Annotated in this window: 14 protein-coding genes; 7 read left to right on the top strand and 7 right to left on the bottom strand. The window is 64.4% G+C overall.

What is annotated here, in order from left to right; translation table 11 throughout:
* Positions 1–3 precede the first annotated feature (3 nt).
* Genes IPF76_RS08615 through IPF76_RS08605 form a run of 3 tightly spaced genes read left to right on the top strand, consistent with a single transcriptional unit; the run spans position 4 to position 1,660 of the window.
* Positions 4–435 (top strand): metallopeptidase family protein, encoded by a 432-nt coding sequence (locus IPF76_RS08615; protein ID WP_293842490.1) that lies wholly within the window; start codon positions 4–6, stop codon positions 433–435.
* Positions 432–1,016 (top strand): heme ABC exporter ATP-binding protein CcmA, encoded by a 585-nt coding sequence (gene ccmA, locus IPF76_RS08610; RefSeq protein ID WP_293842487.1) that lies wholly within the window; start codon positions 432–434, stop codon positions 1,014–1,016. The genes IPF76_RS08615 and ccmA overlap by 4 nt, the downstream gene beginning before the upstream one ends.
* Entirely contained in the window at positions 1,013–1,660 is a 648-nt protein-coding gene (locus IPF76_RS08605; protein WP_293842484.1) for a heme exporter protein CcmB, read from the top strand. The genes ccmA and IPF76_RS08605 overlap by 4 nt, the downstream gene beginning before the upstream one ends.
* A 207-nt stretch (positions 1,661–1,867) precedes the next feature.
* On the opposite strand, the gene rplA is transcribed toward IPF76_RS08605, so the two are convergent.
* From rplA to IPF76_RS08570, 7 genes are all read right to left on the bottom strand, one after another.
* Positions 1,868–2,566, bottom strand: coding sequence for a 50S ribosomal protein L1 (gene rplA / locus IPF76_RS08600; RefSeq protein WP_293842481.1), 699 nt, complete (start codon positions 2,564–2,566; stop codon positions 1,868–1,870).
* 4 nt (positions 2,567–2,570) lie between these two features.
* Positions 2,571–3,002: a 50S ribosomal protein L11 gene (gene rplK, locus IPF76_RS08595; RefSeq protein WP_077028838.1), complete on the bottom strand. Its 432-nt coding sequence runs from the start codon at positions 3,000–3,002 to the stop codon at positions 2,571–2,573.
* A gap of 447 nt (positions 3,003–3,449) precedes the next feature.
* Entirely contained in the window at positions 3,450–4,382 is a 933-nt protein-coding gene (locus IPF76_RS08590; protein ID WP_293842475.1) for an acyl-CoA thioesterase II, read from the bottom strand.
* 53 nt (positions 4,383–4,435) lie between these two features.
* Positions 4,436–4,972 (bottom strand): transcription termination/antitermination protein NusG, encoded by a 537-nt coding sequence (gene nusG, locus IPF76_RS08585; protein ID WP_293842472.1) that lies wholly within the window; start codon positions 4,970–4,972, stop codon positions 4,436–4,438.
* Positions 4,973–5,007: 35 nt separating this feature from the next.
* Entirely contained in the window at positions 5,008–5,205 is a 198-nt protein-coding gene (gene secE, locus IPF76_RS08580; RefSeq protein WP_120215766.1) for a preprotein translocase subunit SecE, read from the bottom strand.
* 159 nt (positions 5,206–5,364) lie between these two features.
* Positions 5,365–6,717, bottom strand: a complete 1,353-nt coding sequence (locus IPF76_RS08575; protein WP_293842466.1) for an MFS transporter — start codon at positions 6,715–6,717, stop codon at positions 5,365–5,367.
* A gap of 95 nt (positions 6,718–6,812) precedes the next feature.
* Positions 6,813–7,418, bottom strand: a complete 606-nt coding sequence (locus IPF76_RS08570; RefSeq protein ID WP_293842463.1) for a TetR/AcrR family transcriptional regulator — start codon at positions 7,416–7,418, stop codon at positions 6,813–6,815.
* A 139-nt stretch (positions 7,419–7,557) separates the two neighbouring features.
* Between IPF76_RS08570 and IPF76_RS08565 the strand changes: the two genes are divergently transcribed.
* Genes IPF76_RS08565 through IPF76_RS08550 form a run of 4 tightly spaced genes read left to right on the top strand, consistent with a single transcriptional unit; the run spans position 7,558 to position 14,397 of the window.
* On the top strand, positions 7,558–8,706 hold the full coding sequence (locus IPF76_RS08565; protein ID WP_293842461.1) for an efflux RND transporter periplasmic adaptor subunit: 1,149 nt from the start codon (positions 7,558–7,560) through the stop codon (positions 8,704–8,706).
* A gap of 11 nt (positions 8,707–8,717) precedes the next feature.
* Positions 8,718–11,882: a multidrug efflux RND transporter permease subunit gene (locus tag IPF76_RS08560; RefSeq protein WP_293842459.1), complete on the top strand. Its 3,165-nt coding sequence runs from the start codon at positions 8,718–8,720 to the stop codon at positions 11,880–11,882.
* Positions 11,875–13,275, top strand: coding sequence for an efflux transporter outer membrane subunit (locus tag IPF76_RS08555; protein WP_293842456.1), 1,401 nt, complete (start codon positions 11,875–11,877; stop codon positions 13,273–13,275). Before IPF76_RS08560 ends, IPF76_RS08555 begins: the two co-directional genes overlap by 8 nt.
* A gap of 12 nt (positions 13,276–13,287) precedes the next feature.
* Positions 13,288–14,397, top strand: coding sequence for a DNA alkylation repair protein (locus IPF76_RS08550; protein WP_293842454.1), 1,110 nt, complete (start codon positions 13,288–13,290; stop codon positions 14,395–14,397).
* Positions 14,398–14,454: the final 57 nt, after the last annotated feature.

Raw genomic sequence — 14,454 nt, 5'->3', positions numbered from 1 at the left:
GCGATGAGCGACAAGAGCAGCCTGCCCCTCGAGCCGCCCGGCGCATGGACCGGGACCGCCCCCGATCCCGACGCAATGTTCGCAATGGCGGAGGTTGCGCTGGAGACGATGCCCGCGATGTTTCTGCCGCATATTCAGGGTGTGGTGATCGTGATCGAAGAATTTGCCGACGACGAGATCCTGAAATCGCTCGCCATCGAGCACCCCTATGACCTCACCGGACTGTACGAAGGGCGACCGCTGACCGAACGCAGCATCGGCGAGAGCGGCGGTATGCCCGACCGAGTGACGCTGTATCGCATTCCGATATTGGTCGAGTGGATCGAGACCGGTGAGCGGCTCGACCGGCTGGTACGGCATGTGCTGATCCATGAGATCGGGCATCACTTCGGTTTTAGCGATGACGATATGCACGCGCTCGAGGATATGGCGTGAGCGCGCTTTTGCGGCTCGATGGCGTGGCGTGCATTCGCGGCGACAGGCTGTTGTTCGAACATCTGTCGCTGGCGCTGGAACCCGGCGAAGCGTTGTGGCTGCGCGGACCGAATGGCGCGGGCAAGTCGAGCCTGATCCGCCTGGCCGCGGGGTTGCTGCGCGCCGCGGCGGGGACGGTCGAGCGCCGCGGGCGCTGCGCGCTGATCGACGAGGCCTCCGCGCTAGACGCCGAACTGCCGCTGCGCCGCGCGCTCGATTTCTGGGCGCGCATCGATACCGTCGACGGCCATGCGGTCGACCGCGCGATGGCGGCGATGGCGCTGGTGCCGCTGAGCGACGTTCCGGTGGCGATGCTGTCGACCGGGCAGCGCAAACGCGCCGCGATGGTGCGCGTGATCGCGTCGGGCGCACCCATCTGGCTGCTCGACGAGCCGGCGAACGGGATGGACGATGCGGCACAGGCACGGCTGGTTGCGGCGATCGCGGCGCATCGGGCGAACGGCGGGGCGGTGTTGCTGGCGTCGCATTTCGCGCTGGGGATTGGTGATCTGGCGGAGCTCAATATGGGGGCGCTGGCATGACGACCCTCCTCGCTCTGTTCTGGCGCGACCTGCGGCGGGCGTGGGGCAGCGGGGCGCTGTGGCTGCCGGTGCTGTTCTTTCTGCTGGTGGCGACCGCCTTTCCCTTTGCGGTGGGGCCGGATGCCCCGCTGCTGCGCCGCGCGGGTGGCGGGATGGTGTGGGTCGCGGCGTTGCTCGCCGCGCTGCTCCCGATCGACCGGCTGGTGCGCCCCGACCGCGACGCCGGGGTGCTCGACCAGCTCGCGGTGCGCGGGATCGCCGATGAGGTGATCGCGGCAGTGAAGATTTTGGCGCACGCTATTGCGTTCGGATTGCCGTTGATGATCGCTTTGTTCCCGGCCGCGGCGTTGCTGGCGCAGGACGCGGCGCGGGTCGAGGTGCTCGCAGCAGGGATTGCGATTGCGATCCCGGCGCTGGCGTCGCTGGCGGTGCTGAGCGCGGCACTGACCGCAGGGCTGAAAGGCGGCAGTGCGATCGGCGGGTTGCTGGTGCTGCCGCTTGCGGTACCGCTGCTGATCTTCGGCGCCGGGATGCTCGACCCGTCGGGGCGCGGGGCGATCAAGCTACTTGGCGCGGCGAGCTTGCTGCTGACGATGATCGGACCGTTTGCCGCGGCGGCGGCGATGCGGGGGCTGCGGGAATGACCGCCAACGACCAGTTGCGGCCACCTACCACCTCGCCATCCGGGCGAAAGCCGGGATTTCGCCAGTGCGTAAATCCCGAGAGATTGAGATCCCGGCCGTCGCCGGGATGACGAAACGGGAAAGGCTGCTTTCACCCCAAAGCCGCCATCGCCCATAGGAAAAGGGCCGGAGTTTCCCCCGGCCCTTCGCTAAATCATATGCCTGAAATCAGGCGCCGGTGACGTCGGCGGTATCGACCTTGATCCCGGGGCCCATCGACGACGACAGCGCGATCTTGCGGACATATTTGCCCTTCGCGCCGGCCGGCTTGGCCTTGACGATCGCGTCGACGAAGGCGTCGAAGTTCTGGCGGAGCTTTTCCTCGCCGAACGACAACTTGCCCAGACCAGCGTGGATGATGCCGGCCTTTTCGACGCGGAATTCGATCTGACCGCCCTTGGCGGCCTTCACGGCTTCGGCGACGTTCGGGGTCACAGTGCCCAGCTTGGGGTTCGGCATCAGGCCCTTCGGACCCAGCGTCTTGCCGAGGCGGCCGACGATGCCCATCATGTCCGGCGTCGCGATGACGCGGCCATAGTCGAGGTTGCCTGCGAGCATGTCTTCCATCAGGTCTTCGGCACCGACCTTGTCGGCGCCGGCCGCCAGCGCCTTGTCGGCGTTGTCGCCGCGCGCAAACACGGCAACCTTGACGTCTTTGCCGGTCCCGGCGGGAAGCGTCACAACGCCGCGCACCATCTGATCGGCGTGGCGCGGATCGACACCCAGGTTGAGCGCAACTTCGAGCGTTTCGTCGAACTTGGCCGAGGCCAGTTCGCGCACGGTCTTGAGCGCTTCGTCGACGGTGTGCAGCTTGAGGCTGTCAACCTTGCCCTCGAGGGTCTTCTGCTTCTTGGTCAGCTTTGCCATCGGATCAGCCCTCCGTCACTTCGAGGCCCATCGAGCGCGCGCTGCCCTCGATGATCTTCGTTGCCTGTTCCAGGTCGTTCGCGTTGAGATCCTTCATCTTGATCTCGGCGATTTCGGTCAGTTTCGAGCGGGCGATCTTGCCGCCGCTGATCTTGCCCGGCTCTTTCGAACCCGACTTCAGATTTGCGGCCTTCTTGATCAGATAGGTCGCCGGGGGCGTCTTCGTGACGAACGAAAAGCTCTTGTCGGCGAACACGGTGATGATGGTCGGGGTCGGGGTGCCCTTTTCCATGGAGTCGGTCGCGGCGTTGAACGCCTTGCAGAATTCCATGATGTTGACACCGCGCTGGCCGAGGGCCGGCCCGAGCGGCGGCGAGGGGTTTGCGGTCCCTGCCGGAACTTGCAGCTTGATATAGCCGCTGATCTTTTTAGCCATGATGGCCTCCTATCTTTCTGTCGCCCCGGAACTGGTCCGGAACTCAAAATAAGCGGTCGAACAGAAGGGCATCACCCCCTCCTCCCGCGCGGAATCACGCCCGTATCTGACGCGAAGCCGCGCGCATATGCGCAAACGGCCGAAAAAGAAAGCCTTATTGCGCTCCGGACAACGTCTGAACGGATCGGCTTGACGGAGCGAGCGAGGCGCCGCCACCCGCGAAAAGCGCGTTGACCGCTGTTCGATACGACGCCGCAGCCGGCACGGTTGTTCGGTCCGACATCTGCAATTCGCTGCGCCGTCCATCGCGCCCGCGCCGCACCACATGACCTGCCGCGACCCGCCCTTTTCCGCCCTGTTGGGGCTGGCACGAAAATGATTATACGGACGTTGGTCCCATGGTGCGGCTCGTAAACATCGCTCGATCCGCGTCGCCAGCCAGCCTCGCTATTCCGCAGGCGGGGTCAAGCGCAGCAAGCCCTCCTGCATCACCGAGGCGATCAGAGAGCCGTCCTGGCGATAGATGAGGCCGCGGTTGATGCCGCGTGCGCCGCCGGTCCAGTCGCTGTCCATGACATAGGCGAACCATTGATCGACGCGGATGTCGTCGTGGAACCACATCGCGTGATCGAGGCTGGTCGAAAACAGCCCCGGGGTCGACCAGGTAAAGCCGTGCGGCAACAGCGACGACGAGAGCAGCCCCATGTCCGACGCATAGGCGAGGAACGCGCGGTGGAGCAGCGGATCGTTGCCGATCGGTGCGGCGAGGCGATACCATTGATAATGCGCCGACGCCTTTTCGGTCGAGGGTGGCCGAAAACTGCGCATCTCGAATGGGCGGAGGCGTGCCATGCGGTCGAGCTGCGAGTCGCTGACATTGGGGTCGGCGGCGAGATTTTCGGTGAACTCGACGCATTGTTCGGGTGGCAGCAGGTCGGGCATCGACACCTGATGCGTCGCCCCGGGTTCGGGCGCGTGGAAAGACGCGGTGAGGTTAAAAATCACCTTGCCGTCCTGGCGCACGACGACGCGGCGGTTGGCGAAGCTGCGCCCATCGAAATCGCGGTGGACGCGAAAGTGTAGCGGCTTGGTTTCGTCGCCGCCGCGCAGGAAATAGGCATGAAGGGAGTGCGCCGACTTGTCCGGATCGACAGTGCGCGCCGCGGCAACCAGCGCCTGTGCGATCACCTGTCCGCCAAAAATACGGTCGCGCGATGGCTTCTCGAACGCCGGGAATGTATATTCGTCCGGCTCTGGGGCGGGGACGAGATCGAACAGGCTGGTGACCGCCCCGACGACCTTTTCAGGAGAGACGGCAGCCTGAATGCCGCGGGCGCGAAGGATGCGGGCCTGAATCTCGGCGGGAGTCAGCGAACTCATAACGACGGGCTAGCCCCTATCCATCGCCCCCGTCTTTGCGGGGGCGACGCCGATTATTTCATGCGTTCGACCTGTTCGAAGTCGAGTTCGACCGGGGTGGCGCGACCGAAGATCGACACCGACACCTTGACGCGCGCCTTTTCGAAATCGAGTTCTTCGACCAGCCCGTTGAAGCTGGCAAAAGGACCGTCGAGCACCTTGACCTGATCGCCGATTTCGTAATCGACGCGGATTTCCTGCTTCGGACGGGCCGCGGCCTCCTCCTTGCTGTTCAGGATGCGCGCAGCTTCGGCTTCGCTGATCGCCTGTGGCTTGCCCATTGAGCCCAGGAAGCCTGTAACCTTCGGCGTATTCTTGACGAGGTGATAAACATCGTCGGTCATCGTCAGCTTGGCGAGGACATAGCCGGGGAAGAATTTGCGTTCCGCTTGAACCTTTTTGCCGCGCTTTACCTCGGTGACGGTTTCCACCGGCACTTCGACCGCTTCGACAAATTCGGTGAGGCCCATGCGTTCGGCTTCGGAAAGCACCGAATCGCGCACCTTGTTTTCGAAACCCGAATAGGCGTGAATGATGTACCAGCGCGCCATGTGTGTCCGTATCCTGTCCCTGAAAGCCGCGGCGTTTAGCGCGCGAGCGACGTCAGCCAGCTGACGATCGCGTTGAAAACCGTGTCGACGCCGAAAAAGAACAGCGCCAGGATCGTCGTCATGATCAGCACCATGATCGTCGTCTGCACCGTCTCGCGTCCCGTGGGCCAGACGATCTTCTTGGCTTCGGCGCGCACCTGATTGATGAACTCAGCCGGGCTGGTTTTCGCCATGTCGATCGTCCTGTCCTACAAATACTCTGGTTCGGGCCAGATGGGTTGCCGCGCCCCCCGCGTCAAGCGCGCTTTTGGGCAATAGTCCGCCCACCCTCCCCGAGCGTGTCGGCGAAAGGCGGAACGAAAACGGCGCATCTGTCCGAATGAAAGCGGCCTTTACTGGCGCACCGCGGCGATTGCAAGTGCAGGGTCGGCTTCGCGCGCCAGCGCCCGGCGCATCAATAGGAGCAGTACGATCATGATCACCCAGCTGATCGTCGGCTGGAGCACGAAAACGAGATGGAGTTCGCGCGCCGCCGCCTGGCTATTTTTCGGATCGAAACCTACGACATCGAGCAGGAGGTAGCTGACCGCAATCGCGGCCGCGACGCCGAATTTCTGCATCAGGTTGAGCAAAGCGAAGAGGAACGCCGAGCGAGGGCGTCCGCAGCGCGCGGCATCGCCCGGGATGATGTCGGCGAGCATCGAGTAGGTGAACAGCAGCCCGACAAAGCCGGTGCCCAGCGTCAGCGAAAATCCCGTCGCCTGCGCGATGCCGTCAGGTTGTTGAAACAATGTCGCGACCAGCAGGCCGGAGATCAGCGCACCCATCGCCATCATCATCGGCGGTTTGCCGAAGCGGCGCGCCAGCATGGTCCAGACCGGCGAAGTCATCGCCCCGCCGATGAAACTGGCGAACAGCAATACCGCGCTCTGCCCGTCAAGATCGAGCACCGCGGCGGCGAAGAAGACGAACAGCGACGTCAGCGAGCCAAAGGCGAAGCTGTTGAGAAATTGCACCCCGAGCAGCAGCATCAGCGGCGGAAACGCCAGCGACGCGCGAAGCTCGCTGCGCCAGCCGATGCTGGTTTCAACAACGACCGCCCGCGGCGGGACGAGGCGGATGGCGTAGAGCGCGATCGGCACCATCAGCATGAAGAGACTGGCATAGGCCATGATCCGGCCCTGCAAACTGACTCCGGGGATCAGCATTTGGGCCGCGGCAGGCGCTGCAAACGCCAGGATCAGCGCGATCTTCGCGAACCAGTCACGCATCCCGTATAGCAGCGCGCTCTCGCGCGGGTTGCGCACCAAAGCCGAGCCCCACGACAATTGCGCGACTTCATAGAGGCTGTAGCTCGAGTAAAAGAGCACCATCATCAGGAACAGCGCGGCAAAGGGCAGCCGATCACCGACTGTCACCAGTGCGAGCAACAGCAGTGCGAGCGGCCCGAGCGCGAGCAGCATCCAGCGGCGGTGGGCGCCGAGTCCGGTGCGAACGCGGTCGACCATCGTCCCGATCAGGGGGTCGACGACCCCGTCCCAGATCGTCGTAAGCGAAAATAGCAGCCCGACCAGCGCCACTGAAATCACCCCGCCCTCGGCAATATAGGGCGGCAGATACACGCTGAACGGCAGGCCGAGGATGACCGTTGGTCCGGCGGTGGCGGCGTAGGCGGCGACGGTGCGCGAGCGCAACGCCTCTGCTTGGTCGGGCTGGCCAGCCAATGACAGGACGGTACTGGCCACGATGCGATGCTCCCGATACCGAAAGGCGCAGGCTTTCAATTATTGACAGTCATGTCAACAGGCGCGCGCCGTCGATGCCACCTGGCGTCAGCACCCTAAATGATTCTGAAATGCGATAGAAACGGCTGGAGCCGCCAGTCGAGCTCTTCATTGTCGAGCCATTCGTTTTCGAGCCCCGCAAGCGTATGGAGCATGGAATCGCCGATCACGATGCTGAGCAGCAATTTCGCCGCCGCTTCGGGATCGTCGATTTCGGCCTGACCTGTTGCCGCCCATTCGGCGAACAGCGTCGACAGTTCCTCGGTCGCCGGGATGTGCAGGTCGCGATAAATTTGCAGCGCGAAATCGCGATCGCGCAAGCTTTCCGAAATCAGCATCCGCATCAAGGCGACGGAGCGCGGCGAGCGCATCCGGTCGCATTGTCGATGTGCATAGCCCTTCAGCAATTCGACATTCGACAAATCCGTCATCGCCATACATTCGGCCGGCTGGGACCGGGCTTCATTGCCCCATCGCGACGCAATGGCGTGGAGCAGCCCCTGCTTGTTGCCGAACAAGTCATAAAGCGTCGCGAGCGATCCGCCCGATTGTTTGACGATTTCGGCGAGACTGGTCCGCTCATAGCCCTGTTCGAGGAACAGCGCTTCGGCGGCGTCGAGGATCGCATCGCGGCGGCGCTCGCGCAGCGATAACGGCTCCATCGGACAATCCAGCAAGTCGGACGGTTGCATCCGTGTTTCTCTCCCTTGTGCTTTTCTGTAATGTAAATTACACGCCGCTTTGCGCAAGGTATTTTTGCGCCATCCACGCATCACATTACAGCATTATTCAGGGGTTCTTATGAGTCGCGCTCGTTCCTTTGCCAGCGCCAGCATCGCTGCGCTCACCCTGGTGTTCACCGCCTGCGCGCCCGAAGCGCCCCCGCCCCCGCCGCCGCCTGAAGTGACCATCGTCACGATCCGCACCCAGATGGTGCCCAATGTCATCGAACTGCCCGGCCGCGTGCAGGCGTTCCGTACCGCTGAAGTGCGCGCCCGGGTCGACGGCATCGTCGAACGGCGATTGTTCGACGAAGGCAGTGTCGTATCCGCCGGCACCGCGCTGTTCCACATCGACCCCCGCCAGCTCAGCGCCAGTGCCAATGCCGCACGCGCCCAGCTGGCCCGCGCGCAGGCGACTGCGGCCAACGCGCGGCAGGTGGTGAACCGATACCAGCCGCTGCTCGCCGACCAGGCAATCGGCAAGCAGGAATATGACGCCGCGATCGCGCAGCAACGCACCGCCGAGGCCGATGTCGCAGCAGCGCGGGCCAATCTGGAATCGGCGCGTCTCAACCTGGGTTATGCCACCGTCACCGCCCCGATTTCGGGCCGCGCGCGGCGCGCCGAAGTGACCGAGGGGGCGCTGGTCAGCGCCGGGGCCGGCACCTTGCTGACCACGATCGAACAGATCGACCGCGTCTATGTCAATTTCGGCCAGTCGAGTTCGGACCTGATGGCGATCCGCCGCGATGTTGCATCGGGCAAGCTGCGGGTGCCCGAGCTCGAGCGCGTCGAGGTGCAGTTGATTTTGGAAGACGGGCGCGCCTATCCGATCGTCGGCCATCTCGATTTCCTGGACCTGTCGATCGACGAAGGCACCGGCACCGCCGCGCTGCGCGCCGAATTCCCCAACCCGGCCGACGCGCTGTTGCCCGGTCAGTTCGTGCGCGCGCGGATGTTCGTCGGCAATCGGTCCGACGGCGTCCTGATCCCCCAGCGCGCCGTCAAGCTGACCGCCGATGCGGCGACGGTGATGGTGCTCGACGCCAAGAATATCCCGACGGCGCGCCCGGTCAAACTCGGCACCATGCTGGCCGGGCAATGGGCGATCCTGGAGGGATTGAAACCGGGCGACCGGGTGGTCGTGGACGGACTGCAAAAGATTCAGCCGGGGCAGCCGGTGCGGATCGCCAGCCCGACGGCGGCCAAATCCGCGTCGAAGCGCTGACGGGAGCGATCATGACCCCCCGCTTTTTCATCGACCGCCCGATTTTTTCGTGGGTCATCGCCATCGGCATCCTGCTGTCGGGCATCATCGCGCTGCGCAGTCTGCCGGTCGAGCAATATCCCTCGGTGGCGCCGCCGTCGCTGACGATCGGGGTCACCTATCCGGGCGCCGACGCCAAGACGCTGGAACAGAATGTCACCCAGGTCATCGAGCAGGAACTGAATGGGGTGGAGGGTTTCCTCTATATGGCCTCGACCAGCGAATCGAACGGGACCGCGTCGATTACCCTGACCTTCGAGGCGGGGACCGATATCGATAACGCCCAGATGGAGGTGCAGAACCGCCTGCGCCGCGTCGAACAGCGCCTGCCCGAGGATGTCCGCCGCCAGGGCGTTTCGGTGACCGAGGCCAATTCGGGTTTTCTGCTGATCGTCGCGATCACCTCGAAAAGCGGCGAGACCGACCCGATGGAGGTCAATAATTTCGCGAATACACGCGTGCTCGACGAGCTGCGGCGGGTGAACGGCGTCGGCAATGTGCAGGCGTTTGCGCCCGAATATGCGATGCGGATCTGGCTCGATCCACAAAAGTTGTCGAGTTACAACCTGTCGCCCGCCGAAGCGCTGGGTGCGGTTCAGGAACAGAACAGCCAGACACCGGGCGGGCAGTTGGGCGACCAGCCGCTCGCCAAGGGCGCGCAGCTCAACGCCGTGATCACGACGCAGGGCCGCTTCACCACCCCGGAGCAGTTTGCGGGCATCATCCTGCGCGCCAACCCTGACGGCTCAGCGGTGACGCTGGGCGATGTCGGGCGCGTCGAGCTGGGTTCGGCCAGCTATCTGTTTTCCTCCGAGCTCAACGGCAAGCCGATGGCGGGCATGGCGGTCCAGCTGACCCCCGGCGCCAACGCGCTGTCGACCGAGGCGGGTATCCGCGAGCGGATGGAGACACTGTCGAAAGGCTTCCCGCCCGACATCAGCTGGTCGATCCCTTATGACACGACCCCCTTCATCCAGTTGTCGATCGAAGAGGTCGTTATCACGCTGGCCGAAGCGATGGTGCTGGTGTTCCTGGTGATGTTCCTCTTTCTGCAGAACTGGCGCGCGACCGTCATCCCGACGATCGTGGTCCCGATTGCGCTGGCCGGCGCGTGCCTGGGGCTGTGGATGTTCGGTTTTTCGATCAACGTGCTGACGCTGTTCGGCATGGTGCTGGCGATCGGCATTCTGGTCGACGACGCAATCGTCGTGATCGAGAATGTCGAGCGCCTGATGAACGAGGAACATCTGTCGCCCTATGAGGCGACGGTGAAGGCGATGACGCAGATCACCAGCGCGATCATCGGTATCACGCTAGTGCTGATCGCGGTGTTCATCCCGATGGCGTTCTTCCCTGGATCGACTGGCGGCATCTATCGCCAGTTTTCGATAACGCTGGCAATTTCGATTGCATTTTCGGCGCTGCTCGCGCTGACGCTGACCCCGGCGCTGTGCGCTACGCTGCTGAAGCCGCATGATCAGACCAAGCGCAGCGGGCCGATCGGTGAGCGCGCCGACCGCTTCTTCGGCTGGTTCAATGGCTGGTTCGGACGCACCACCGATCGCTATCAGGGCGGGGTCGGTAAGATGCTGTCGGCACCGCTGCGCTGGCTGGGGGTATTCCTGGCGCTCGTCGCGGTCACTGCACTCTTGTTCACGCGTCTGCCTGGCTCGTTCCTGCCGCAAGAAGATCAGGGCTATCTGATCACCGTCGTCCAGGCGCCCCCCGGCGCGACGACCCAGCGCACCAACGAAGCGACCAAGCAGGTCAAAGCCTTTTTCGCCGAGCAGCCGCAGGTCGCCAATGTCGTGCTGGTCAACGGCTTCAGCTTTTTCGGGCAGGGCCAGGCGAATGCGATCATGTTCACGCCGCTAAAACCCTGGGACGAGCGCACGGGCGACGGCGATGGTGCCGATGCGATTGCCGGCAAAGCGATGGGGGTGTTTTCGGGAATCAAGGAGGCGTTCGTTTTTTCGCTCAGCCCGCCATCGATTGCCGAACTGGGTACCGCGAGCGGCTTTACCTTCAAACTGCAGGACCGCGCCGGCAACGGGCGAGCGGCGCTGATCGGTGCGCGCAACCAGATGCTGGGCGGCGCGATGCAGAGCAAGCTGCTTGGCAATGTTCGTCCCGAAGGACAGGAGGATGCGCCAGTGCTGAAGGTCGACATCGACCGGATCAAGGCGCGCGCGCTCGGGCTGTCGATCGGCGACGTCAATGCGACGCTCGCGATCACCTTTGGCAGTGCCTATGCCAATGACTTCACCCGCGAAGGCCGCGTCCTACGCGTGCTGCTCCAGGCCGATGCCGCGAGCCGGATGACGCCGCAGGATGTGGTGGAACTGCGCGTGCGCAGCGCCAACGGCGACATGGTGCCGTTCGGGTCGTTCAGCACGGCCGAATGGACCGCCGAGGCGCCGCAGCTCCAGCGGTACAACGGCTATCCCGCGATGACGATTTCGGGCGAACCCGCGCCGGGGCAGTCGACCGGCGAGGCGATGGCGGAGATGGAGCGACTGGCGCAGGCGCTGCCCGCGGGGTTCGCGTACGAGTGGACCGGCATTTCGTATGAAGAGAAGCAGTCGGCTGGGCAGATCGGGCTGCTGCTCGGATTGTCACTGGTGGTCGTCTTCCTGCTGCTCGCGGCGCTGTACGAAAGCTGGTCGGTGCCGGTATCGGTGCTGCTGGTGGTGCCGCTCGGCGTTCTTGGCGCGGTATTGTTCTCGATGTTCCGCGGGCTTAGCGCCGACATCTATTTCAACGTCGGGTTGATCACGATCATCGGCCTGTCGGCAAAAAATGCGATCCTGATCGTCGAATTCGCGATCGAGCAGGAAGCCGAAGGCAAATCGACCCACGACGCAGTCATGGAAGCGGTGAAGCTGCGCCTGCGCCCGATCATCATGACCAGCCTGGCATTCATCCTCGGCATGGTGCCGCTCGTCATCGCGAGCGGTGCGGGTGCGGCGAGCCGGATCGCGGTCGGGTCGGGCGTGATGGGCGGCATGATCGCGGCGACCCTGCTCGGCATCTTTTTCATCCCGCTATTCTATCTGTCGGTACGCCAGTGGATCAGCCGCAAACGACCGCCAGCACCGGGAGAAAAAGGCCATCATGAGGAGCCCGGACATGCGTAAGCTGATCGCACTCGTCGCGTCGACAAAGCTCGCCGGGTGCGTCAACATGGCGCCGCCGCACGAGCGCCCGGCGCTGCCCACCGCGCCCCAATACCCGCAGGCGTTCGCCGGCGATGTGACGCTGGGCCAGCGCGCGACCGATGTGGCGTGGCAGGATTTCTTCGCCGACCAGCAGCTCGAAGTGCTGATCACGCAGGCGATCGAGCGCAACCGCGACATCGTTGTGGCCGTTGCGCAGATCGAGGAAGCGCGTGGGCTGTACCGGATCCAGGACGCCAACCGCCTGCCCACGGTGGGGGCCAGCGCCGATGCGGCGCGCAGCCGCGGGCCGTCGCTGACCGGCGCCGGGACCGACACGACCAGCCGCTATTCGGTCGGGGTCGGGGTGACCTCGTTCGAGCTCGATTTCTGGGGACGCGTCAAGAACCTGTCCGAAGCGGCGCGCAGCCAGTATCTGGCGACCGAGCAGGCCGAGCGGGCGTTCCGGCTGGCGCTGATCCGCGATGTGGCGTCGACCTATTTCGCCTCGCGCGGTGCGACCGAACAGATCGCGCTCGCCGAAGCAACGGTGACCAGCCGCAAGGAAGGGCTGCGGATCGCCCGGCGGCGGCTCGACGCGGGGGTGACCTCGGCACTTGATTACCGCCAATCGGAAACGCTGCTGACGCAGGCCGAAACCCAGCTCGCCAGCCTGAAGCTCGGCAAGTCGCAGGCCGATAATTTTCTAACCGTGCTGACCGGCGGACCCGTGGCCGGCCCCCTGCCCGCGCCGCTGCCGCTCGTCGCGCAGGGTCAGTCGCCGTTGCTGACCGCTGGCCTGCCGTCGGATCTGCTGGTCGCACGTCCCGACATCCTGGCAGCGGAAGAACGGTTGCGCGCCGCGCGCGCGAATATCGGCGCCGCGCGTGCAGCTTTTTTCCCGTCGATCGCGCTGACCGGCAATCTCGGCTTCGCATCGGGGTCGCTCGATAATTTGTTCAGCAACGACGGATTCGGGTGGAGCTTTGGCCCGTCAATCAGTCTGCCGATCTTCGACTTCGGGCGGAACAAGGGCAATCTGACCGTCGCCGAGGCGCGCGAGAATATCGCGGTCGCGACCTATGAACGCACCGTCCAGGGCGCGTTCCGCGAAGTCGCCGATGCGCTCGCCGGGCGCCGCTATCTGGCCGAGCAGGTCGAGGGGCAGGAGCGCGGCACGCTGGCGCAGCGCCAGATCGCCGACCTGGCACGCAAGCGGTACCGCGAAGGTGTGTCGACCTATCTCGAAGTGCTCGATGCCGAACGCAATCTGTTCGCGGCAGAACAGACGCTGATCGAACTGCGCCGCGCGCAGGTCGACAACCTGGTGACGCTGTATGTCGCGCTGGGCGGCGGGCTGGTCGAGCGGCGCTGAGCGGCCAGGCCGATGACGGACAGCTCCAGCCCTGCCTTGCTGAAGGACATTTTGGGTCCGCAAGCCCTGGTGACGATCGCCAATGCGGGCGCCGCCGCTTCGCCGCGATTTGACCGGACGGCATTCCTTGCGTCGGCCACCAACGGCCTCGACACGCTCTCGATCATGGAACGGGTCCGCCACATCGCCGACGCCCTGTATCGCGCGTTACCCGTCGACTATGCGGCGGCGCTGGACATCATCGGGGCGATGGCCCCACGGCTGACGCACGGGTTTCAGGCGATCGCGGTGACCGAATATGTGGCGAGATACGGCGTTGACGAGTTTGACCGGTCGATGGATGCGCTCGCCACGCTGACGCGCTTTGGCACCGCCGAATTCGCGATCCGGCCGTATCTGGCGCAGGACGCGGACCGCGCGCTGGCTACGATGGCGCGATGGGCAGGCAGCGACAACGAGCATGTCCGGCGGCTGGCGAGCGAAGGCGCGCGCCCGCGGCTGCCTTGGGCGGCGCGCGTTCCCGCGCTAAAAGCCGATCCGACCCGCGCGGCGCATATTCTCGAGGCGCTGAAAGCCGACCCCAGCCTCTATGTGCGCAAATCGGTCGCCAATCATCTCAACGACATTGCCAAGGACCGCTCCGACTGGCTGCTCGATCGGCTGGCGGACTGGCCAAGCGACAACGTTCACACGGCCTGGATCATCCGTCACGCACTGCGCACCCTGATCAAACAGGGCGAGGCGCGCGCGCTGGCGCTGATCGGCGTCGGCCATGGCGCGGCCGTGACGGTGCGCAAGTTTGCGATCGATCCATCGGCGGTGCGGCTGGGCGATCGGATCGCGATCACCGCCGAAGTTGTTTCGGATTCGATTGCGAATCAGCCTTTGGTTGTCGATTACCGCGTCCATTATGCACGCGCCGGCGGTAAAAGCGCGGCGAAGGTGTTCAAGTGGAAGACGTTCGAGCTCGCGGGGGGCGACACCGTCGCACTGCGTATCAGTCAGATCATTCGTGATTTCAGTACGCGGCGGCATCATCCGGGGCGGCACGATGTCGAGCTGATCGTCAACGGCCAGACGATGGCGACCAGCGGGTTCGAGTTGCTGGCTGACCCCGGTTGACCACTCAGGCTCATTTAGTGCCCGCTATGAACCGTTTGCCCTGGGCTCGTCGACGGA

The organism is Sphingopyxis sp. (genome assembly GCF_016704835.1).
GTDB lineage: Bacteria > Pseudomonadota > Alphaproteobacteria > Sphingomonadales > Sphingomonadaceae > Sphingopyxis.
Note: the sequence above shows the minus strand (reverse complement) of the source record. Positions and strands in the feature narration are given on the sequence as shown.

Excerpts from the sequence above, each read along its gene's own strand:
- IPF76_RS08615 (WP_293842490.1), top strand. The coding sequence starts at position 4 with ATGAGCGACAAGAGCAGCCTGCCCCTCGAGCCGCCCGGCGCATGGACC.
- IPF76_RS08605 (WP_293842484.1), top strand. The coding sequence starts at position 1,013 with ATGACGACCCTCCTCGCTCTGTTCTGGCGCGACCTGCGGCGGGCGTGG.
- rplA (WP_293842481.1), bottom strand. The coding sequence starts at position 2,566 with ATGGCAAAGCTGACCAAGAAGCAGAAGACCCTCGAGGGCAAGGTTGAC.
- rplK (WP_077028838.1), bottom strand. The coding sequence starts at position 3,002 with ATGGCTAAAAAGATCAGCGGCTATATCAAGCTGCAAGTTCCGGCAGGG.
- IPF76_RS08590 (WP_293842475.1), bottom strand. The coding sequence starts at position 4,382 with ATGAGTTCGCTGACTCCCGCCGAGATTCAGGCCCGCATCCTTCGCGCC.
- nusG (WP_293842472.1), bottom strand. The coding sequence starts at position 4,972 with ATGGCGCGCTGGTACATCATTCACGCCTATTCGGGTTTCGAAAACAAG.
- secE (WP_120215766.1), bottom strand. The coding sequence starts at position 5,205 with ATGGCGAAAACCAGCCCGGCTGAGTTCATCAATCAGGTGCGCGCCGAA.
- IPF76_RS08570 (WP_293842463.1), bottom strand. The coding sequence starts at position 7,418 with ATGGAGCCGTTATCGCTGCGCGAGCGCCGCCGCGATGCGATCCTCGAC.
- IPF76_RS08565 (WP_293842461.1), top strand. The coding sequence starts at position 7,558 with ATGAGTCGCGCTCGTTCCTTTGCCAGCGCCAGCATCGCTGCGCTCACC.
- IPF76_RS08560 (WP_293842459.1), top strand. The coding sequence starts at position 8,718 with ATGACCCCCCGCTTTTTCATCGACCGCCCGATTTTTTCGTGGGTCATC.
- IPF76_RS08555 (WP_293842456.1), top strand. The coding sequence starts at position 11,875 with ATGCGTAAGCTGATCGCACTCGTCGCGTCGACAAAGCTCGCCGGGTGC.
- IPF76_RS08550 (WP_293842454.1), top strand. The coding sequence starts at position 13,288 with ATGACGGACAGCTCCAGCCCTGCCTTGCTGAAGGACATTTTGGGTCCG.